20 protein-coding genes and 1 pseudogene are annotated in these 20,530 nt (G+C 43.9%); all 21 read left to right on the forward strand.

Annotation, left to right across the window (positions count from 1 at the left end):
- Positions 1–12: 12 nt before the first annotated feature.
- On the forward strand, positions 13–1,992 hold the full coding sequence (gene fliD / locus I1A42_RS02720; RefSeq protein WP_161153368.1) for a flagellar filament capping protein FliD: 1,980 nt from the start codon (positions 13–15) through the stop codon (positions 1,990–1,992).
- Between the two features lies 1 nt (position 1,993).
- A complete protein-coding gene (locus I1A42_RS02725) occupies positions 1,994–2,299 on the forward strand; it encodes a flagellar protein FliT (protein WP_161153369.1) in 306 nt (101 codons plus the stop codon).
- An 11-nt stretch (positions 2,300–2,310) separates the two neighbouring features.
- The gene (gene fliS, locus I1A42_RS02730; protein ID WP_161153370.1) at positions 2,311–2,709 is read left to right on the forward strand and encodes a flagellar export chaperone FliS; all 399 of its coding nucleotides are present in this window, start codon (positions 2,311–2,313) and stop codon (positions 2,707–2,709) included.
- A 239-nt stretch (positions 2,710–2,948) separates the two neighbouring features.
- Positions 2,949–4,421, forward strand: a complete 1,473-nt coding sequence (locus tag I1A42_RS02735) for a sigma-54 dependent transcriptional regulator (RefSeq protein ID WP_161153371.1) — start codon at positions 2,949–2,951, stop codon at positions 4,419–4,421.
- Between the two features lie 142 nt (positions 4,422–4,563).
- Positions 4,564–5,616: a sensor histidine kinase gene (locus I1A42_RS02740; RefSeq protein ID WP_161153525.1), complete on the forward strand. Its 1,053-nt coding sequence runs from the start codon at positions 4,564–4,566 to the stop codon at positions 5,614–5,616.
- Positions 5,616–7,058, forward strand: coding sequence for a sigma-54-dependent transcriptional regulator (locus tag I1A42_RS02745; protein ID WP_161153372.1), 1,443 nt, complete (start codon positions 5,616–5,618; stop codon positions 7,056–7,058). The genes I1A42_RS02740 and I1A42_RS02745 overlap by 1 nt, the downstream gene beginning before the upstream one ends.
- 104 nt (positions 7,059–7,162) lie before the next feature.
- Entirely contained in the window at positions 7,163–7,474 is a 312-nt protein-coding gene (fliE, locus tag I1A42_RS02750; RefSeq protein ID WP_161153373.1) for a flagellar hook-basal body complex protein FliE, read from the forward strand.
- 73 nt (positions 7,475–7,547) lie between these two features.
- Entirely contained in the window at positions 7,548–9,245 is a 1,698-nt protein-coding gene (gene fliF / locus I1A42_RS02755) for a flagellar basal-body MS-ring/collar protein FliF (RefSeq protein ID WP_202436324.1), read from the forward strand.
- The gene (gene fliG / locus I1A42_RS02760; protein WP_161153375.1) at positions 9,238–10,284 is read left to right on the forward strand and encodes a flagellar motor switch protein FliG; all 1,047 of its coding nucleotides are present in this window, start codon (positions 9,238–9,240) and stop codon (positions 10,282–10,284) included. Before fliF ends, fliG begins: the two co-directional genes overlap by 8 nt.
- 63 nt (positions 10,285–10,347) lie before the next feature.
- Positions 10,348–11,154, forward strand: a complete 807-nt coding sequence (gene fliH / locus I1A42_RS02765) for a flagellar assembly protein FliH (protein ID WP_196123766.1) — start codon at positions 10,348–10,350, stop codon at positions 11,152–11,154.
- Entirely contained in the window at positions 11,154–12,482 is a 1,329-nt protein-coding gene (fliI, locus tag I1A42_RS02770; RefSeq protein WP_161153376.1) for a flagellar protein export ATPase FliI, read from the forward strand. Before fliH ends, fliI begins: the two co-directional genes overlap by 1 nt.
- Positions 12,483–12,525: 43 nt before the next feature.
- On the forward strand, positions 12,526–12,975 hold the full coding sequence (gene fliJ, locus I1A42_RS02775) for a flagellar export protein FliJ (protein ID WP_161153377.1): 450 nt from the start codon (positions 12,526–12,528) through the stop codon (positions 12,973–12,975).
- 207 nt (positions 12,976–13,182) lie between these two features.
- Positions 13,183–15,015: a flagellar hook-length control protein FliK gene (locus I1A42_RS02780; protein ID WP_230389330.1), complete on the forward strand. Its 1,833-nt coding sequence runs from the start codon at positions 13,183–13,185 to the stop codon at positions 15,013–15,015.
- Between the two features lie 46 nt (positions 15,016–15,061).
- Positions 15,062–15,559, forward strand: a complete 498-nt coding sequence (gene fliL / locus I1A42_RS02785) for a flagellar basal body-associated protein FliL (protein ID WP_196122587.1) — start codon at positions 15,062–15,064, stop codon at positions 15,557–15,559.
- A gap of 7 nt (positions 15,560–15,566) precedes the next feature.
- Entirely contained in the window at positions 15,567–16,628 is a 1,062-nt protein-coding gene (fliM, locus tag I1A42_RS02790) for a flagellar motor switch protein FliM (RefSeq protein ID WP_161153380.1), read from the forward strand.
- 17 nt (positions 16,629–16,645) lie between these two features.
- The gene (gene fliN, locus I1A42_RS02795; protein WP_161153381.1) at positions 16,646–17,056 is read left to right on the forward strand and encodes a flagellar motor switch protein FliN; all 411 of its coding nucleotides are present in this window, start codon (positions 16,646–16,648) and stop codon (positions 17,054–17,056) included.
- Between the two features lie 3 nt (positions 17,057–17,059).
- Positions 17,060–17,452 carry a flagellar biosynthetic protein FliO gene (gene fliO, locus I1A42_RS02800; protein ID WP_196122588.1) on the forward strand — a complete coding sequence of 131 codons (393 nt, stop codon included), beginning with the start codon at positions 17,060–17,062 and terminating at the stop codon, positions 17,450–17,452.
- Positions 17,453–17,639: 187 nt separating this feature from the next.
- Positions 17,640–18,314 (forward strand): annotated as a pseudogene (gene fliP / locus I1A42_RS02805) (flagellar type III secretion system pore protein FliP); the annotation flags it as partial.
- A 13-nt stretch (positions 18,315–18,327) separates the two neighbouring features.
- Positions 18,328–18,597 carry a flagellar biosynthesis protein FliQ gene (fliQ, locus tag I1A42_RS02810; RefSeq protein ID WP_161153384.1) on the forward strand — a complete coding sequence of 90 codons (270 nt, stop codon included), beginning with the start codon at positions 18,328–18,330 and terminating at the stop codon, positions 18,595–18,597.
- A gap of 9 nt (positions 18,598–18,606) precedes the next feature.
- On the forward strand, positions 18,607–19,389 hold the full coding sequence (gene fliR / locus I1A42_RS02815; protein ID WP_161153385.1) for a flagellar biosynthetic protein FliR: 783 nt from the start codon (positions 18,607–18,609) through the stop codon (positions 19,387–19,389).
- Positions 19,390–19,398: 9 nt separating this feature from the next.
- On the forward strand, positions 19,399–20,529 hold the full coding sequence (flhB, locus tag I1A42_RS02820; protein ID WP_161153386.1) for a flagellar biosynthesis protein FlhB: 1,131 nt from the start codon (positions 19,399–19,401) through the stop codon (positions 20,527–20,529).
- Position 20,530: the final 1 nt, after the last annotated feature.

Here is a 20,530-nt window from a genome sequence, read left to right on the forward strand (position 1 = left end):
TGAGGTGATTGAATGAGTGTCGGCCCAATGGGTATGAATACTGGCATGGATATAAATGCCATGGTGAAGAAAATTGTCGGTGCTGAGCGTGCTCCTAAGCAGCAACGCATCGATAATGATCGCGCCAAGGTGACCGCTAGTATTAGTGCTTATGGTCGTCTCAGAGAGTCGTTGGATGCCATGAAGAATTTGATGAGTGACTTTCGTCAGAATGAAATATTCGCTTCACGAAAAGTTGACTCATCTGATTCAAAAGCAGTCTCGGCAACAGCGACTACTGATGCCATAGCTGGCAAGTATTCAGTCGATGTGTTGCAGCTTGCTCAAAGCCATAAGTTGGCGTCAAATCCTTTTGACGAGCGTCAACAATTCGGACCGGGCAAGCTGCATATTTCCTTAGGTAACCGTTCATTTGATGTCAATATTTCATCCTATTCACGTTTGATGGATGTTGTTAATGGCATTAATAGTAATAAAGCGAACCCTGGGGTTCGCGCGGCAGTCATTAAAGATACTAACGGTCCACGTCTTATTTTAGCGTCAGACCAAACAGGTAAAGATCACCGGATTGGTATTTCTGTTGAAGCTAAATCGGGTGATGCACTAAAAAGTCTTGAATTCAAAACGCTGGCTGATCGAGTAAAAGATCTCGAAACAGCTCGTGCCCAAGCACAGCAATTGTTGCATCCACTGACACCACAGCAGCAAAAAATTGCCGCAAAGGTGGCTGAAAAAATTGAGAATGCAGCGCACATCGTGGATAAAGATGTTGCCCAAGAAATTGAAAAAGCATCTCAAACAGCTCAACCAGCTGGTGAAGCAGTTGATCCAACCAATCCAGAAGCAAGCAGTACAGTAAATGGTTCGAATAAATATGTTCGACCACAAGATCGTATTCCGGGTTGGAGCGAGACTGCATCAGGCACGTTACTTGACTCTTACAAAGAGCCAGAACCAGAACTCGACCAAAAAGCTCAAGCAAAATCCAAGGATGTACCCGGTTGGACAAATACGGCCTCAGGGACTTTGTATGACTCCTACGTCACCCCTAAAGAAGCTGAGAAAAAACTGCAGGCAGTTTTAAATAAAGAGCAGCAAAAAATTGAGGCGGCAGTTCAAAGCGGCAAAATGACGCCGGAACAAGCAAAAGATGCGGAAAGAGCCAAGTTAACGCCTGACGAACGTGCTTATTTAGACAAAGTAGAAACTGCGCAGAATAACCTCAAAGCCGCGCAAGATTCTTTTGATCACTACAATGGTTTAAGCCAAGTTCAAGAAGCCCAAGATTCAGAGGTCATTCTTGATGGCGTCGCTAAGTTATCGAGTAATAACAATACGATTGAAGACGCTATTGCAGGTGTCGATTTGACGTTAAAGGCGAAGACCGATCCAAATCAGCGTCCGCCTGATGTCGATGTAGAATATGACCGTGACACGGTACGCTCTTACATTGAAAAATTTGTCAGTGCCTATAATCAGTTTTATCAGGTCAACCAAAGTTTAGGTAACGTCGATCCAACCACAGGGAAAGCAGGGCCTTTGGCAGGGGATAGTATTACTCGTAGTGCAGATGCTCGTTTGAAAGCGGTTTTTTCTGAACCAGTGAATGATGCTCCTGAAACCATGAATTCTCTAACTTCGCTTGGTATTACCACCACTCGTCAAGGTAACTTAGAAATCAATTATGATTTGCTCAACCGTCAATTAGTGAATAACTTTGATAAGTTAGGAGAATTTTTTGGTGGTCGAGATGGATTTGCCAAACGTATCGAAGACGCCATTCAAAATATGACAGGAGTGACTGGCTCTATTCGTACACGAGAACGAACCCTCTCAGAGCAAACTCGTCGTTTACGTGATGACCAAAGTACGTTAGACCGCCGTATGTCAGATTTAGAGAAACGTACGCACAACAAATTCGAAGCTATGCAAGATGCAACCAGTAAAATGCATTCTCAATTAGCTGGAATGATGAATGCGTTAGGTCAGTGAGATGACGGACCAACTTCAAAAATTATGTGATTTAGATCACCTAATTGAACAAACTCTTAAGACTAATGATTTTGACGCTGAAGAAATTGTGCAAATGGTCGATAAGAGAGAACAGTTATTGCAGAGTTTAATACCTTACGTGGCCGAACATCCACAGGTAGCCGAATCAAAACAGTGGCGTGATGCAATAAGTCATACACAACAGCTTGTTGAATTGATGCAGTCAAAGACGTCGGTAATCGGTGAACAATTACGTCGATATCGTCATGGGAATAAATCCGTTCAGCAATACAAAAAATTTTTATGAAGAGGAAGACTATGCGTGGTTCTTTACAGGCGTACAAAAAAGTATCAGTGGACAGCCAGCTAAGTGCGGCCTCACCGCATAAAGTCGTTCAGATGCTAATGGCTGGCGCTATCGAGCGTTTAATTCAAGGTAAAGCAGCTATGCAGCAGGGGAATATCCCTGTAAAAGGTGAACGTCTTGGTAAAGCTTTAGATATCATCATTAGCTTGAGAGGCTGTTTGTCGATGGACGATGGTGGTGACATCGCAAAAAATTTGGATCAATTGTATGAATTTATGATTGGTCAGATTACGACTGCCAATCAACAGAATATTGCTGAGCCAATTGATGACGTCATCGATATCGTACGCGAAATTAAGTCAGCTTGGGACCAAATACCTACTGAGTATCACAATTTGACAGCTCAGTAATTGGGTAGTTCGTTAACAAAAAAACAATAATTCGCTGTCTCAACTTATAAGCGATTGGTTGTATTTAAATTTTTATCACATACAATAAAAGCCACGTAGTAGCCACGTGGCTTTTTTTGTTGCTGTTTTCATATTATTGACTATCGTTAAAACGGATGTGACAGAAAATTGTCAGATTAAGTGACGGTTTTCAATCGACAGAGAGCAACTTCCCAGAACTAAGGCAATTATTCTCACCTATGCAAGGTTTAGCAAAATTAATTGTGATTGAAGATGATGCAGCGACGCGTCACAGTCTCAATACCATATTAGAATTTGTAGGAGAGCAATGTGAGTCCATATCGTCTTCTCAGATTGAGCAAATTGAATGGTCATCTGTTTGGGCTGGCTGCATTCTTGGATCCATCAGTGGTAATACGCTACCCGAATCTTTAGCCGATGTATTACTAAGAACCAATCATATTCCTCTGCTTGTTGCAGGTAAGCAGCCTTATTCTATTGCTGATTACTCTAATTTTTTAGGCGAGCTTGAGTTCCCCCTGAATTATATTCAAGTGTGTGATGCCTTACGTTGCTGTAAGGAATTCTTAAGTCGCCAAGGAATACAAGCTAACTTACCGCTGAAAAATGACAGTTTATATCGCAGTATGGTTGGACAAAGTCATGGCATTCAGCATATCCGTCATTTGATTGACCAGGTAGCCAACACAGAAGCGAATGTTTTGGTACTAGGTGAATCGGGGACAGGGAAAGAAGTTGTTGCTCGAAATATCCATTACCATTCATCACGTAAAGATGGCCCTTTTGTCCCGATTAACTGTGGTGCCATCCCGGGTGACTTACTGGAAAGTGAACTATTCGGCCATGAAAAAGGTGCTTTTACAGGAGCGATTACTTCTCGAAAAGGGCGCTTTGAATTAGCCGAAGGTGGCACACTCTTCCTTGATGAAATCGGTGATATGCCGATGGCGATGCAAGTTAAGTTATTGCGCGTGTTACAAGAACGTAGTTTTGAAAGAGTTGGCGGGAATACAACGATTAAAGTTAATGTGCGTATCGTTGCTGCCACTCATCGCAACCTTGAACAGATGATTGCTGAAGAGTCTTTCCGTGAAGATCTTTTTTATCGCTTGAATGTATTTCCGATTGAAATGCCTGCTCTGAGAGATAGAAAGGAAGACGTACCTTTGTTGCTACAAGAGCTTATGTCTCGTATGGAGTCGGAAGGCAGTCAACCGATCAGTTTTACTCCTCGAGCGATTAACTCATTGATGGAGCATCATTGGCCCGGGAATGTGCGTGAATTAGCGAATCTTGTTGAACGGATGGTCATTCTGTATCCAAACAGTTTGATTGATGTAAACCACTTGCCAGCTAAGTATCGTTATAGTGATGTTCCTGAATTTTCTCCGCAATTGCATGATACCGATATTCAATCAGTGGAGGAGCAGGAGAGAGATGTGTTAGCAAATATCTTTGCTGAAGATTTCTCTCTTGATGATACGGATGATTTTATGGCTGGCGTTGATGCTCCTCAGTCTTTACCTCCCGAAGGGCTTAATCTGAAAGAAATGTTATCAGATCTAGAAGTGAGCATGATAAATCAAGCACTTGAAGCGCAAGCTGGTGTTGTTGCCAGAGCCGCAGACATGTTAGGTATGCGTCGAACTACTCTAGTGGAAAAAATGCGTAAATATAATATGCAGCGCTAGTCAAAGTGTGATCGAGTTGGCACTTAATGGTTGTTGTCAATAAATTGTCACCTAGATAACCAATTGTAAATAAAGAAAAATAGTCTGGCATGACTCTTGCGTGTTAGACTATTGTTTATTTGTATTAGGCGGTTTTTCGACGATGGACAATGCGATGGAGCAACATTCACACTTTGACTCTCTAGAAGAGCAGGTGACTCGCTATCAGCAAGTACTTGATGTGATGCCTGCTGGTGTGATCCTTTTAGATACACAGGGCATTGTTCGGGAAGCGAACCCAGAAGCGCAACGGTTGTTAGATGTGCCATTAGTGGGTGAAAAGTGGTTCACCATTATTCAAACGGCGTTTGCCCCACGTGATGACGATGGGCATGAAATTTCGTTACGCAATGGCCGTAAGGTTCGTTTGGCGATCTCAGCTTCAGCGACCGGGCAATTAATTTTGGTCACCGATTTAACGGAAACCCGCCTTTTACAAGCTCGAGTGAGTGATTTACAGCGTCTTTCTTCATTAGGACGTATGGTTGCCTCACTGGCTCACCAAGTGCGTACACCGCTGTCTAGTGCAATGTTGTACGCTTCCAATCTAGGTGCTCCTAATTTACCAGCAACAACTCGAGAGCGATTTCAAACTAAGCTGGTTGATCGACTCCATGATCTCGAAAAGCAGGTCAATGACATGTTGCTGTTTGCCAAGGGGGGCGATAACAAAGTGGTGAAGCCTTTTACAATTGGTGAATTGGTGAATGAATTTCATCCTATGGTGGAAACCGCGTTACGTAACAACCAGATTGATTATGTGCAGGAAGTAGAAGAAGAGCAGACTATGTTATTGGGTAATGCCAATGCGATTGCGTCAGCGCTCAGTAACTTAGTTATGAATGCGATTCAAATTGTGGGCAAAGGTGCCCAAATTGATGTGTTCTTTCGTCCTGTCAATGGTGAACTAAAGATTTCCGTACAAGATAACGGTCCCGGTGTTCCCAAAGAATTACAGAGCAAGATCATGGAGCCGTTTTTTACTACTCGCTCACAAGGCACTGGGCTGGGTCTTGCTGTCGTACAAATGGTATGCCGAGCGCATGATGGGCGCTTGGAACTGATCTCATCTAATGAAGAAGGGGCATGTTTTACTATGTGCATTCCTCTTGAACGTCAGATCAGCCCCGACTCAACAGAAACTGGAGAAGCATAATGGCTCAAAGTAAAGTCTTAATCGTTGAAGATGATGAAGGTCTACGCGAGGCGTTAGTTGACACTTTAGCTCTTGCTGGTTACGAGTGGCTGGAAGCAGATTGTGCAGAAGATGCCCTAGTGAAACTTAAAAGTGACGCTGTGGATATCGTTGTTTCTGATGTGCAAATGGCGGGAATGGGTGGGCTTGCTCTGTTGCGTAATATCAAGCAGCACTGGCCAAACCTACCTGTGTTACTTATGACAGCTTATGCCAATATAGAAGATGCAGTGTCAGCAATGAAGGAAGGAGCCATTGACTATATGGCTAAGCCATTTGCTCCCGAAGTGCTGTTAAATATGGTGAGTCGCTACGCTCCAGTGAAGTCTGATGATAACGGCGATGCGGTTGTGGCTGATGAAAAAAGTCTTAAATTACTTGCGCTTGCTGATAAAGTAGCGAAAACAGATGCAAGTGTCATGGTACTTGGCCCTAGTGGTTCAGGAAAAGAAGTGATGTCGCGTTACATACATAACGCTTCATTGCGCAAAGATGGTCCGTTTGTCGCGATTAACTGTGCCGCAATTCCTGACAACATGCTGGAAGCAACTCTATTTGGGTACGAAAAAGGGGCGTTTACTGGTGCGGTTCAAGCGTGCCCTGGTAAATTTGAACAAGCGCAAGGCGGAACCATTTTACTCGATGAAATCAGTGAAATGGATCTTAACCTGCAGGCTAAACTATTACGTGTGTTACAAGAACGTGAAGTGGAGCGTCTAGGTAGTCGTAAAAGTATTAAGTTGGATGTACGGGTATTAGCAACGAGCAACCGAGATCTCAAGCAGTATGTCCAAGAAGGACATTTCCGTGAAGATTTATATTATCGTTTAAACGTATTTCCAATTGCTTGGCCAGCACTGTGTGACCGCAAGGGAGATATTGCTCCTCTTGCTAACCACTTAGTGGAGCGTCATTGTAAAAAACTCGGAATGCCAGTCCCTAATTTTACTCAGGCTGCTATTAACAAGTTATTACAGTATCAATGGCCAGGTAATGTGCGTGAGCTTGATAACGTGGTGCAGCGTGCACTTATTTTAAGTGAGCAAGCCGAAATCGATGCTGAACACATTTTGCTTGAAGGTTTGGATTGGCAAGATGCGTCAAGTTTACAGCAAGCTGTACAAGCTGAAACTGCAGTTGCACCCACGGTTAAACCCATAGCAGATCCTGAACTATCCAAAGCACTTGGTGGCTACTCAAACACTGACGATCAGCCAGTTGCTCAATCTTCTGTGGGGTTGGGTGATGAACTTCGTGATCAAGAGTTCGCGATCATTATGGACACATTAGTTGAATGTAATGGTCGCCGTAAGGAGATGGCTGAAAAGCTAGGAATTAGCCCAAGAACATTACGTTATAAGCTGGCAAAAATGCGTGATGCGGGGATTGATATCCCAGGCTAATCTGTTCGCCACCGCCGGTGGGCGATTCGTAATGGTATGGCATGTAACTTGCTCCTTAAAGAATAGTGAATAAATTTTAGTCAAACATTTGGCACGAGGTTGTGATGAGATTAGACGGTTTACAAAGTGAAATGCAGACAATGAAGCTTGAAGCTGCGAGTTCTCGTCCAGCAGCAACGGGTCAAAAGGTTGGCGCAGACTTCGGTGAAATGCTGTCACAGGCGATCAATAACGTAAATGGACTGCAGAAGACCTCTGGGGATATGCAAACTCGTTTTGACCGTGGGGATGAAAACGTGTCACTTGCCGATGTCATGATTGCACGAAATAAAGCGAGTGTGGCCTTTGAAGCCACGATACAAGTACGCAACAAACTTGTTGATGCGTATAAAGAATTGATGAATATGCCCGTTTAACAAGTAGGTAGTAATTGTGGCTGAAGAGAATCATACCACTGATCTTGCTGTGAGTGGCGGCGGTGATAATGCAATGATGCCGAGCACTGAACAGGCAGCTTTGAGTGGGGAAACACAAAACCCTGATCTTGAAGAGAAGCGCTCGAACAAATTGGATTTTGGGATGGGCGATCTGGATTTATTACGTCAGATCGTACTGGTTCTGTCGATTTCGATTTGTGTTGCTTTAATTGTAATGCTGTTCTTTTGGGTTCGAGAGCCTGAAATGCGTCCACTTGGTGTATATCAAACGGAAGAATTGATACCTGTCCTTGATTATCTTGATCAGCAAAAACAAGATTACAAGCTTGATGGTAATACTATTCTCGTCCCATCTTCTGATTACAATAATTTGAAATTAAATATGGTCCGTTCCGGGCTAAATACTAACACTGACTCTGCTGGCGATGATATCTTGCTAAAAGATATGGGGTTTGGTGTTTCTCAGCGTCTTGAGAAAGAACGCCTAAAACTGAGTCGTGAAAGGCAGTTAGCAACGACTATTGAAGAAATGCGTCAGGTGCGTAAAGCACGGGTACTTCTGGCTATGCCGAAAGAGAGTGTTTTTGTTCGCCAAAATCAGCCAGCCTCTGCTTCGGTCTTTTTAACACTTAATATGGGAACATCACTTAAACAAGAAGAAGTCGATTCTATCGTCGATATGGTTTCTAGTGCTGTTCCTGGGATGTCTCCAACTCGAGTAACGGTGACAGACCAACATGGACGATTGCTTAATTCAGGCTCCCAAGACCCTATTTCTACAGCGCGTCGTAAAGAACAAGAACTCGAACGTAAACAAGAACAGGACGTACGACAAAAAATTGATTCTGTCTTGATTCCAATTTTGGGCTTGGGTAATTACACAGCACAAGTGGATATTGATCTTGATTTCAGTGCTGTAGAGCAGACTCGTAAAAGTTTTGACCCGAAAACACCGTCAACTCGTAGTGAATATACGTTAGAAGATTATAACAATGGTAATACTACGGCTGGTGTGCCTGGAGCGTTAAGTAACCAACCTCCTGCGGATGCTTCTATTCCAGAAGATGTAGCTCAAATGAAGAATGGCAGTATGGGACAAGGTTCAGTACATAAAGAAGCCACTCGAAACTATGAGTTAGATACTACAATTAGTCATGAGCGTAAACAAACAGGGGTGATTGCTCGTCAGACGGTTGCTGTCGCAGTAAAAAATCGTCAGACAGTTGACCCTACGACTGGGGATGTCACCTATACACCGCTGAGCGAAGCGGAACTAAATTCAATTCGCCAAGTTCTGATTGGGACTGTCGGTTTTAATCAAAATCGTGGTGATGTGTTAAACGTGCTGAGCATGCAGTTTGCTAAGCCTGAAGTTGCAGAAGCTCAAGATGTTCCTATCTGGGAGAATCCGAACTTCAGTGACTGGGTTCGTTGGCTAGCAAGTGCTCTCGTTATTATTGTAGTTGTGCTCGTACTGGTTCGCCCAGCACTGAAAAAACTACTCAACCCTGCTTCTGTGGGCGACGAAGATACTTTGTATGGTCCTGATGGGTTACCGATTGGTGCTGATGGTGAAACAAGCCTAATTGGTGGTGATATTGATGGTGGCGAACTATTTGAGTTTGGTAGTGGTATCGATTTACCAAACTTGCACAAGGATGAGGACGTACTGAAAGCCGTACGTGCCTTGGTTGCCAACGAGCCTGAATTGGCGGCTCAAGTAGTTAAGAACTGGATGCAAAATGCCTGATACAAAAGAAAATGGTGGAGAAGTGGTAGAATCAACCGTTGATATTTCGGAGATCTCTGGCGAAGATCGCGCAGCAATTCTGTTATTGAGTTTAAATGAGGAAGATGCGGCGGGGATTATTCGTCACTTAGAACCGAAACAGGTTCAACGTGTTGGTAGTGCCATGGCGAAAGCGAAAGACCTCAGCCAAGAAAAAGTGGGGTTAGTTCACCGTGCATTTCTGGAAGATATTCAGAAATACACCAATATTGGTATGGGTAGTGAAGACTTTATGCGTAATGCATTAGTCGCTGCGTTAGGTGAAGATAAAGCAAATAACTTGGTCGATCAGATCCTGTTGGGTACGGGGTCGAAAGGTCTGGATTCACTCAAATGGATGGATCCGCGCCAGGTGGCGAGCATTATTGTCAACGAACACCCACAAATACAAACTATTGTTCTTTCCTATTTAGAGCCGGATCAATCAGCAGAAATTATGGCTCAGTTTGCGGAGCGTGACCGTCTCGACCTGATGATGCGTATTGCAAACCTAGAAGAAGTTCAACCGTCTGCGTTGGCAGAATTGAACGAAATCATGGAAAAACAATTTGCTGGTCAAGCGGGTGCTCAAGCCGCGAAAATTGGTGGTCTTAAAGCGGCTGCTGATATCATGAACTACTTCGACAATAACGTTGAAGGCTTGTTGATGGACCAAATGCGTGAGCAAGATGAAGACCTCGCAACGCAGATTCAAGATCTTATGTTCGTCTTTGAAAACTTGGTTGAAGTGGATGACCAAGGTATTCAAAAACTGCTGCGCGATGTACCTCAAGATGTATTACAACGTGCATTGAAAGGCGCCGATGACGCTCTGCGTGATAAGATCTTCAAAAACATGTCGAAACGTGCGGCTGAATTGATGAAAGACGACTTGGAAGCGATGCCTCCAATCAAGGTGTCCGATGTCGAATCGGCACAGAAAGAAATTTTGGCAATTGCTCGTAAGATGGCCGACCAAGGCGAAATTATGTTGTCTGGTGGTGCTGACGAGTTCTTGTAATGCCTTCAGGAGGTGCGCTCGTGCCTCCTTCTCGTTCTTTTAGTAATTGACTTAGGATTCATGATGCCTGTTGAAAGAAAACGAGGGTTTATCCGCCCAGATTCCAACGCCGCAGAAGAGCAACAAGCAAAACGTTGGGGCCTACCTGACTACGGTGCGGAATCGGCGAAAACTGCTAAAGAAACAGCCATGAATTATGACCCTGGCTGGATGCCTTCGTTTGATGAACCCGAAGTCGAAGAACCTAAACCTCTCTCAGTTGAAGAAATTGAACAAATCCGTCAAGCCGCCTACCAAGAAGGACTTGAACAAGGAAAAGAGGAAGGATTTCAAACGGGTTTAGAGCAGGGTAAAGAAGCCGGGTTCCAATCCGGTCACGAAGAAGGCTTAGTTGCTGGTAAAGAAGAAGGTATCGCCGCCGGTCAGGAACATATTCAAGAACAAGTTGAACGTTTTGTCCAACTGGCTAATCAGTTTGCTCAGCCCCTTGAGTTGATGAATGCCCAAGTTGAGAAACAGCTGGTGGATATGGTGCTAACGCTAACTAAAGAAGTCGTGCATGTTGAAGTGAAAACCAATCCACAAATTATCCTCGATACCATTAAGCAATCGGTAGAATCACTACCCATTGCAGGTCATGCCATCACACTTAAATTGCATCCGGATGATGTTGTAATTGTTAAGCAAGCCTATGGGAACCAGGAGCTGGATTTCCGTAATTGGACTCTTGTGGCTGAACCTGCATTAGATATTGGTGACGTACAAATTGAAGCGAGTGACTCCAGTGTCAATTACCGGTTAGAAGAGAGAATTCGTACCGTTCTTAATCAATTTTGTGCAGCTAACCGTCATCACGCAGGAATTGAGTAATGCTGTCTCTATCTGAGCGACTTTCCAATTATAAAGTCCAAGGACTGACGAGTCGGCCGATTGCATCGGGTAAGTTAGTTCGTGTAGTTGGACTCACTCTGGAAGCTACTGGATGCAAAGCACCTATTGGTAGTTTGTGCCAAATAGAAACCATGAATGGTGATATGGAAGCTGAGGTGGTTGGATTTTCAGGTGATAACCTCTTCCTCATGCCAAGTGAACAAATCAATGGCATTTTGCCAGGTGCAAAAGTCACACCGCTTACTCAAGAAGCTGGAATGCCTGTAGGAATGGAGCTTCTCGGTCGGGTTGTCGATGGTGTGGGTAATCCCCTTGATGGATTAGGTCCGCTTTATACCGAAAATCGAGCGTCCCTTAGTGCTGAGCCTATTAACCCTTTAGCAAGAAAACCCATTGATGAACCATTGGATGTTGGTATTAAGGCGATCAATGGATTATTGACCGTGGGAAAAGGGCAACGCATCGGGCTATTTGCAGGTTCAGGTGTGGGTAAATCGGTCACTTTAGGCATGATGACGCGAGGCACCACCGCGCAAGTTGTTGTCGTGGGTCTGATTGGTGAACGTGGTCGCGAAGTAAAAGAATTCATTGAAGAAATTTTGGGTGTAGAAGGTCGTCAGCGTTCGGTTGTTGTTGCTGCTCCTGCCGATTCTTCACCGCTAATGCGTTTGAAAGGGTGCCAAACCGCACTGACTATCGCTGAATATTTTCGCGATCAAGGCTTAGATGTATTACTGCTCATGGATTCGTTAACTCGTTTTGCCCAAGCCCAACGTGAAATTGCCCTTTCAGTAGGTGAACCGCCTGCAACAAAAGGTTATCCGCCTTCAGTATTTGCTAAATTGCCTGCGCTCGTAGAGCGAGCGGGTAATGGTGGTCCGAATCAAGGTTCTATCACGGCATTTTTTACCGTACTGACGGAAGGGGATGATTTACAGGACCCAATTGCAGATGCCTCTCGAGCGATTCTTGATGGTCATATTGTGCTATCGCGTGAAATGGCGGATGCTGGGCATTATCCAGCCATTGATGTGGAAAAATCAGTGAGCCGTGTTATGCCGCAGGTCACCAATGAAGAACACGTTCTTATGTCGAAAGCGGTGCGCCAAGTACTGTCTATTTGCCGTAAAAACCAAGATTTGGTGTCGATTGGTGCTTATAAGCCTGGTACGGATCAAGCGATTGATAGTGCCTTTACTCTTAAGCCACAGTTAGATCAATATCTGCAGCAAAGTATGAAAGAGTCTGTACCTTATGATATGTGCTTGAGTATGTTACGTAATGTGCTAGGTGTGCAAAGTGAATAATTGTAGCTTGAGCATCTTGTGCTAAAGCTGAAGGAGAAATGAAATGGATAGTGCGTTAGAGTTTCTTCTACAGCAAGCCAAAGATAATGAAGATAAAGCGGTTATGGCGCTTAATCAGTCTAGAACTGAGCTTGATAATTACTATCAACAGCTTAAACAAATTGAACAGTATCGAATGGATTACTGCCAACAGTTGATTGATCGTGGTAAAGAAGGGTTAACGGCGAGTCAGTACGGGCATCTACAGCGTTTTCTCAACCAGTTAGATGAAACACTGTCTAAGCAGCGTGAGGCAGAAAATCACTTTAAGCAGCAAGTAACTAACTGTGAACAACATTGGTTAGAAGTTCGAAAAAAACGGCGTTCTTATGAATGGTTGATCGAGAAAAAACAACACGAACAGCAACTTGCTGAAGAGAAGCGCGAACAGAAAATGATGGATGAATTCTCTACACTGAGCTTTAATCGCCGTCGTCTAAATTCTGATTCGTAGCATTATTTACGTTGTTCCTATATTCGTTTCCCTCCCCATTAATATGTGGCTTGAATCTTGCAAAAATCTCATTGAATAAAGATTTTCTGATTGCCGTTTGATGTTTCGTTCTTACGGTTTATGGTGGTCAGGCCATGGCTACCCCATCTAAGTTACTGAGCATTAGTGATATTTAGCTACTAAGCGCATGAATACGAGATAATGGATATGAATGTCAATACAACCCCAACAGTAGATACGTCAAAAGCAACGGTTGCTGTCAAAGGCAAAGGGGCTGAAGCAGTCGACAAAAGTGAAAGTGCTGATGATCATCAAGGGTTTTTCGATAAGCTCATCTCGTTAATGTTTGGTGGAGCGGAGGACGAATCTGTACAAGTTACCGGTAAACCAGATGCCAAGGGCGATGTGAAGAGCGACGTAAAGAGTGAAGGAAAATCGGCGGTTAGCGCAGATGACTTATTGAAACAGGCTCTCACGGATAAAGATGGAAAACTGCTTGAGTTATCAGTTAAGCAATTACTACAACTTGATAGCTCACAACTAACCCATTTAGCAAACAGTAAGGGTTTGAATCTAAAACAGTTAGAGCAAGCAATAGCAGCGCAACTGAAAGAAAAACCGCAATTAGAGACATTTAGACAGGACGTCGCAGCAGCAAAAGCTGAACCGAGTGCTAAAGAAAAAACGGCTCAAGTGATGGCTAAGGGCAGTGAACTGCTAGGCAAACTGCAACAAGCGAATCAAACGTTGACGAAAGGTTCAGACGGCAATTCATTGCCTCTAGGTAATGAGCATTCGGCAATTAAAGTATCGCCTCAATCATTGGTTAAAGCAGGACAGCACAATGGGCAGGATGAATCTAAACCAGAGATTGTGTTAAGTAAACAAGAACTCAGTGCTTTAAAACAATGGCAAGCGTTGCATTCTAGCTCAGCAACAGCAGAAGCAACCGATGTATTAGCTGAAAAGCCAATTACTGAGCAAGAGTTAGCTCAGTTAATTCAAGTGAAAAAAGAACACCCAGAACTCACCGATGATCAGCTGAAACAGCTGTTAGTGGCAAAAAGAGAGCAAGAGCAGCAGCAAGCGGCGTTACCTCAGGTTGAAGCGCAGTTAGGTGCTTTGGCCGCAGGACATATGACCCCCCAAGCTCAAGAGTTAGCCGCGTTATCAGATAAACAAAAAATACAGTTAATTCAAGAAGCAGCGGCTCGACAAGGACAGCATTTGTCTCCTGCAGCGTTGCAACAAGCTCTACAGCAACTGAATCAAGGTGAGAATAAGACGGCTTTAGCAGCACAATTGCAAAGTCATAGTGCAACCCATGTGGCTCAGCAAGTCGATAGTAATCAAACCGTGGCTGGAGCGTTTAATCCTGCTGCAGGGGTGAATCTTCTCAAAGAAAAAGCGCTGAATGAATCGGCACTAAAAGAAGCGTTAGGAGCAAAAGCATTAGCTGGTGTGACTGGGAAAAACTCGGTGTTAAGCGGTAAAGAATCCCAATTAGCAAATCAACTAGCGGCTGCTGCTGGAGGGCAAGGTTTGCATTCTTTACAACAGTTACAGCGAGCCGATGGTACGCAGCAAGCGCAGCAAGTCGCTTCATCTCCGCTACAATTGTCTAAAGACTCTGCTGATCAATTAGCAGAGCGAGTACAGATGATGATGTCTAAAAACTTGAAAAGTGTCGATATTCGTCTCGACCCACCAGAGCTTGGTCGTCTACATATCAAAATGAATATGCATAATGACGGTGGTGCATCTGTGCATTTTACCGTTGCTAATCAACATGCTCGAGATGCACTTGAGCAATCAATGCCTCGCTTGCGTGAAATGATGTCTCAACAAGGTGTCCAGCTGGGGGGAACCTCTGTACAGCAGCATTCAGGGGGGGGACAACAACAGCAACAGAGTTTTGCTTCTGGAAATGGTCAAACTAACAGCAGTCAGTTGCCAGGACAGCAAGAAAATCTTGATGGAGACGTCAAAGTTGATTTGAATGTCACATCAAAGCGTGATGGAATTAGTTATTACGCTTAAAATAAGAAAAATGAATAACATAACCGCGTAGGAACATAGAAAGACTATGGCAGATGAAGACGTACAAGACGCGCCCAAGGGCAAAAGTAAATTACTGATCATTATTATCGCCGTTGTGGTGTTACTTGCTGTTGGTGGTGGCGCGGCTTTTTTCTTGATGGGGGATGATGGTGGCGACGAAGCGGCTAACAGTGCTCCTAAAGAAGAGGTTGTGACACCTGTTGAACCAGTTGCTTATGTCAATATTGCCCAACCGTTTGTATTTAATGTGACGGGTGACCAGCGTAATCGGATGGTTCAAGTAAAAGTACAACTGATGGTGCGTGGCTCGAAAAATGAAGATCTTGCTCGTTATCATTCACCATTGATCGAAAGTACGATTCTCTCCACTTTTGCAGCTGCGACGGTAGAGCAACTTCGTACCCCTACGGGACGAATAGAGTTACGCGATAAGGCGACGGAAGATATCAAAATGGCATTGTCAAAAGCAGTAGGCAGCCCAGTGATTGAACGTGTCTTATTTACTGATTTTGTAATGCAATAGGTGTGCTGTGACCGATCTATTAAGCCAAGACGAAATTGATGCGTTGTTGCATGGCGTTGACAGCGTCGATGATGCCGAAGATGAGGTAGAGGAACAGGGAGCCGATACGGTTTCGTTCGACTTTTCATCGCAAGATCGTATTGTCCGTGGTCGCATGCCGACCTTGGAATTGATCAATGAACGTTTTGCGCGTCACATGCGGATCAGCTTGTTTAACATGCTGCGTAAAACCGCTGAGGTATCGATTAACGGCGTACAGATGATGAAATTTGGTGAATACCAAAACACTCTGTATGTACCAACCAGTTTAAATATGGTGCGCTTTCGTCCCCTAAAAGGGACGGCATTAGTTACCATGGAAGCTCGTCTCGTTTTCATTCTTGTAGAAAACTTTTTTGGCGGTGACGGGCGCTACCATGCACGTATTGAAGGGCGAGAATTTACTCCGACAGAGCGTCGAGTCATTCAACTGCTGTTGAAAATTGTGTTTGGCGATTACAAAGAAGCATGGTCGCCGGTCATGGGCGTTGAATTTGAGTACTTGGATTCAGAAGTTAACCCAAGTATGGCGAACATTGTTAGTCCGACGGAAGTGATTGTTGTCAGCTCGTTCCATATTGAAGTTGACGGTGGTGGCGGTGATTTTCACGTGGTGATGCCATATTCGATGGTTGAACCAATTCGCGAGTTGCTCGATGCGGGTGTTCAGTCCGATAAAATGGAAACGGACGTACGTTGGAGCTCGGCGCTGAAAGAAGAAATCATGGATGTTCCAGTTAACTTTCGCGTCAATTTATTGGAAAAAAATATTGCATTGCGAGATTTGATGGAATTGCAACCTGGCGATATTATACCGATAGATATGCCAAAACATGCTGTTATGTTTGTTGAAGAATTACCGACTTATCGCGTAAAAATGGGGCGGAGTAATGACAAGCTAGCGGTACAAATATCAGAAAAAATCCGCCGCCCAGATGTAGTTAAAACTGATCTGGCATTTTTAGGTAAGGATATTATTGCCGAACTTGAAAATGAAGAGGCCGAAGATGAGTCTAACGGCTTAGATTAAGAAAAAAGGTAACACAAATGTCAAAAAGCGAAGATCAAAAGCTAGCCGATGAGTGGGCTGCTGCCTTAGGTGAAGATCCTGATGCGCCTGAAGTAGATGTCGACGAAGTCTTAGCTGCGCCTCTTGATGAGTTGAAAGATACTTCAGCGCCAATCAGTGATGATGAGCGTCGAAAACTGGATACCATCATGGACATTCCTGTCACTATTTCTATGGAAGTCGGGCGTTCAAAAATCAGTATTCGTAACTTACTGCAATTGAACCAAGGTTCAGTTGTTGAGTTAGATAGAGTTGCAGGCGAATCGTTAGATGTGATGGTCAATGGTACTTTGATTGCTCACGGCGAAGTGGTTGTCGTGAACGATAAGTTTGGTATTCGTCTCACTGATGTTATCAGCCAAACTGAACGCATTAAGAAACTGAGATAGCGAATGAAGAAAATCATTGGCTTAACGGTCGTTTCTTGCCCCGTATGGGCTCAAAGTGAAGCACCGGAACCGTTTGATATAGCGACCACGTTAGGGTCGCTATTGTTCGTTATTGCGTTGATTTTATTTTTAGGCTGGTTACTTAAACGTATGCGTCTGCCAAGTATGGGGCAGCAGAAAGGTTTAAGCATTGTGCGCCAACTACCTGTTGGGACCAAAGAGCGTGTCATGATTATTCAAGCCGGAGAAGAGCAATTTTTAATTGGTGCTACAGCTCAATCTATCCAACTTATTGCTAAATTAGAAACCCCACTTGCGCAAGAGGAAAGCTCGACTGCTCCTTTTGCTACGCAACTTTCCCAACTGTTGAAAAAGCATGATAAATCATCTTCTTAAGGCTATAAACCAGCATCTCAAACAAGGGTGTTTACTGTTCAGCCTCAGCGTGGTCATACTCATGACGCCATTTGCGAGTTATGCTCAGCAAGAGCAAGATTCTGCTGGTGGTCCAACGATGAGTATGTCGACTAGCACGACACAAAGTGCTAATGGTGCAAAGTCTATCGCAATCACTAATAAAAATGGCGGTATTCCGGCGTTAACAGTGACGACTAATCCTGATGGCAGTGAAGATTATTCGATTAATCTGCAAATCTTAGCGTTAATGACCATGTTAGGTTTCTTGCCTGCCATGGTGATTTTAATGACCTCGTTCACGCGTATTGTCGTGGTGATGTCGATTTTACGCCAAGCGATGGGACTACAACAAACACCATCAAATCAGGTCATTATTGGTATTGCTCTGTTTCTGACTTTTTTCATTATGGCACCAGTATTCAATCAAATTAATGATCGTGCAATTCAGCCCTACTTGAATGAGCAAATTAATGCGCGCCAAGCGTTTGCTCAGGCTGAGCAGCCGATGAAATCTTTTATGCTTAAACAGACCCGTATAAAAGATTTGGAAACCTTTGTACATATCGCCGGCGCTAAGGTCGATCAGCCAGAAGATGTATCAATGGCGATTCTGATTCCCGCTTTTATTACATCGGAATTAAAAACGGCTTTTCAAATTGGGTTTATGCTGTTTTTACCTTTTTTGATCATCGACTTAGTCGTGGCATCTGTGTTGATGGCCATGGGTATGATGATGTTGTCACCTATGATTGTTTCTTTACCATTTAAACTGATGCTATTTGTATTAGTTGATGGCTGGAACCTAATTCTGTCGACGTTAGCCGGCAGTTTTGTGATGTGATGGAGGACAGATAATGACACCAGAAATATTTGTTGAGCTTTTTCGTCATGCTCTATGGATCGTCCTCATCATGGTGTCGGCTATTGTTGTACCTAGCTTATTAATCGGTTTGGTCGTTGCTGTATTTCAAGCAGCCACATCCATCAACGAACAGACATTAAGCTTTTTACCTCGTTTGATTGTGACGTTACTGGCGCTGATGTTTTTCGGCCACTGGATGACGCAAATGCTGATGGAGTTCTTTTATTCCATGATTGAACGCTTGCCGCAGGTTTTGCACTAAGGTTTCGATATGGAATATCCTGCGAGTGTGATTCTCGACTTTATTGCCAACTATTTCTGGCCCTATACCCGCATATCGGCCATGTTAATGGTCATGTCTGTGACAGGTGCCCGCTTTGTGTCATCGCGAATTCGACTGTTTTTAGGTCTAGCGATTACCTTTGCTGTGATGCCTGCTATTCCGGCTATCCCCGGTAATATCGAATTATTTTCGTTGCAAGGTCTGATTATTACCTTTCAGCAGATTTTAATTGGTGTTGCAATGGGGATGATTACCCAGTTTATGATTCAAACTTTTGTGCTACTCGGGCAAATTTTAGGTATGCAGTCTAGCTTAGGTTTTGCGTCTATGGTCGATCCTGCGAATGGGCAAAGCACACCATTGCTTGGTCAATTATTCATGTTCTTAGCAACCATGTTTTTTTTGGCGAGCGACGGACACTTAGAAATGATCCACTTAGTGGTGCTCAGTTTTAAAACCATTCCTATCGGTAGTGGTTCGCTAACAGCTGTCGATTTTCGTGAATTGGCTTTGTGGTTAAGTACTATATTTAAAGTAGCGTTGAGTATGTCACTCGCAGGAATTGTGGCTTTATTGACGGTGAACTTATCGTTTGGTGTCATGACCCGTGCAGCACCGCAATTAAATATTTTCTCTTTGGGTTTCTCGTTTGCCCTTTTAGTTGGTTTATTACTGTGCTGGTACATTATCGGCGGGTTATATAATCAATACGATCTCTTCTGGTCCCATGGTGAACAGCAATTGTGTCGCCTAATTCATTCCAGTTGCTAGGAGGCTGAGATGGCAGAATCAGACGGTCAAGAAAGGACCGAAGAAGCCACCCCCCGAAGGCGACAGCAGGCCAAGGAAAAAGGCCAGGTTGCCCGCTCGAAAGAACTCGCATCTGTTGCTGTCTTGGTGATGGGAGCTGTCTCCTTAATGTGGTTTGGGGAGTCGCTAGCCAAAGGCTTAATGGTGGTGATGAAACGCTTATTTAGTTTGAGCCGCGAAGAAGTGTTCAATTTAAGTAAGCTATTTGATATTGCACTTGGCGCCTTAACTCATTTAATTGGGCCGCTATTGCTGATTCTTATTACGTTATTTGTTTCTGCTGTGATTGGGGCTATCGGCTTGGGGGGGATCAGTTTTTCCGCACAAGCCGCAATGCCCAAATTTAATAAAATGAATCCACTGAGTGGGTTTAAACGCATGTTTGGTATGCAGAGTTGGGTGGAGCTTTTAAAATCAATTTTAAAAGTGACACTGGTTGCTGGCGTTGCGTTTTATTTGATTGAAGCATCAAAGCAAGACTTATTCGAACTGGCTACAGATTCATTTCCGTCCAATATTTTCCATGCCTTATCCATTCTGCTTAATTTTATCTTAATGATCAGTTGTTCACTGTTGGTTGTTGTGGCGATTGATATCCCATTTCAAATTTGGCAGCACGCCAATCAGTTGAAAATGACTAAGCAGGAAGTGAAAGACGAATACAAGGACACTGAGGGTAAACCGGAAGTGAAAGGACGTATTCGGCAGTTACAACGTGAAGCGGCGCAACGACGTATGATGGCAGATGTGCCACAGGCCGATGTCATAGTGACTAACCCTGAGCACTTCTCGGTGGCTTTGCGTTATAAACAGAATACGGATAAAGCGCCGGTGGTGGTTGCCAAGGGGGTAGATCATATTGCAATGAAGATTCGTGAAGTGGCACGTGAGCATGATATTGCCATTGTGCCAGCGCCACCTCTTGCCCGTGCTCTGTATCATACCACTGAGCTAGAACAAGAAATTCCAGATGGTCTCTTTGTTGCTGTGGCACAGATTCTGGCCTATGTATTCCAGCTCAAACAATTTCGTCGTAAAGGTGGGAAAAGACCTGTGCTGGATGAAAATAACATGCCAATCCCTCCTGACTTTCGTTATTAGG

Source organism: Vibrio nitrifigilis, assembly GCF_015686695.1.
Lineage (GTDB): Bacteria > Pseudomonadota > Gammaproteobacteria > Enterobacterales > Vibrionaceae > Vibrio > Vibrio nitrifigilis.

Coding starts and splice junctions, on each gene's coding strand:
- fliD (WP_161153368.1), top strand. CDS start 13: ATGAGTGTCGGCCCAATGGGTATGAATACTGGCATGGATATAAATGCC.
- I1A42_RS02725 (WP_161153369.1), top strand. CDS start 1,994: ATGACGGACCAACTTCAAAAATTATGTGATTTAGATCACCTAATTGAA.
- fliS (WP_161153370.1), top strand. CDS start 2,311: ATGCGTGGTTCTTTACAGGCGTACAAAAAAGTATCAGTGGACAGCCAG.
- I1A42_RS02735 (WP_161153371.1), top strand. CDS start 2,949: ATGCAAGGTTTAGCAAAATTAATTGTGATTGAAGATGATGCAGCGACG.
- I1A42_RS02740 (WP_161153525.1), top strand. CDS start 4,564: ATGGACAATGCGATGGAGCAACATTCACACTTTGACTCTCTAGAAGAG.
- I1A42_RS02745 (WP_161153372.1), top strand. CDS start 5,616: ATGGCTCAAAGTAAAGTCTTAATCGTTGAAGATGATGAAGGTCTACGC.
- fliE (WP_161153373.1), top strand. CDS start 7,163: ATGAGATTAGACGGTTTACAAAGTGAAATGCAGACAATGAAGCTTGAA.
- fliF (WP_202436324.1), top strand. CDS start 7,548: ATGATGCCGAGCACTGAACAGGCAGCTTTGAGTGGGGAAACACAAAAC.
- fliG (WP_161153375.1), top strand. CDS start 9,238: ATGCCTGATACAAAAGAAAATGGTGGAGAAGTGGTAGAATCAACCGTT.
- fliH (WP_196123766.1), top strand. CDS start 10,348: ATGCCTGTTGAAAGAAAACGAGGGTTTATCCGCCCAGATTCCAACGCC.
- fliI (WP_161153376.1), top strand. CDS start 11,154: ATGCTGTCTCTATCTGAGCGACTTTCCAATTATAAAGTCCAAGGACTG.
- fliJ (WP_161153377.1), top strand. CDS start 12,526: ATGGATAGTGCGTTAGAGTTTCTTCTACAGCAAGCCAAAGATAATGAA.
- I1A42_RS02780 (WP_230389330.1), top strand. CDS start 13,183: ATGAATGTCAATACAACCCCAACAGTAGATACGTCAAAAGCAACGGTT.
- fliL (WP_196122587.1), top strand. CDS start 15,062: ATGGCAGATGAAGACGTACAAGACGCGCCCAAGGGCAAAAGTAAATTA.
- fliN (WP_161153381.1), top strand. CDS start 16,646: ATGTCAAAAAGCGAAGATCAAAAGCTAGCCGATGAGTGGGCTGCTGCC.
- fliO (WP_196122588.1), top strand. CDS start 17,060: ATGAAGAAAATCATTGGCTTAACGGTCGTTTCTTGCCCCGTATGGGCT.
- fliQ (WP_161153384.1), top strand. CDS start 18,328: ATGACACCAGAAATATTTGTTGAGCTTTTTCGTCATGCTCTATGGATC.
- fliR (WP_161153385.1), top strand. CDS start 18,607: ATGGAATATCCTGCGAGTGTGATTCTCGACTTTATTGCCAACTATTTC.
- flhB (WP_161153386.1), top strand. CDS start 19,399: ATGGCAGAATCAGACGGTCAAGAAAGGACCGAAGAAGCCACCCCCCGA.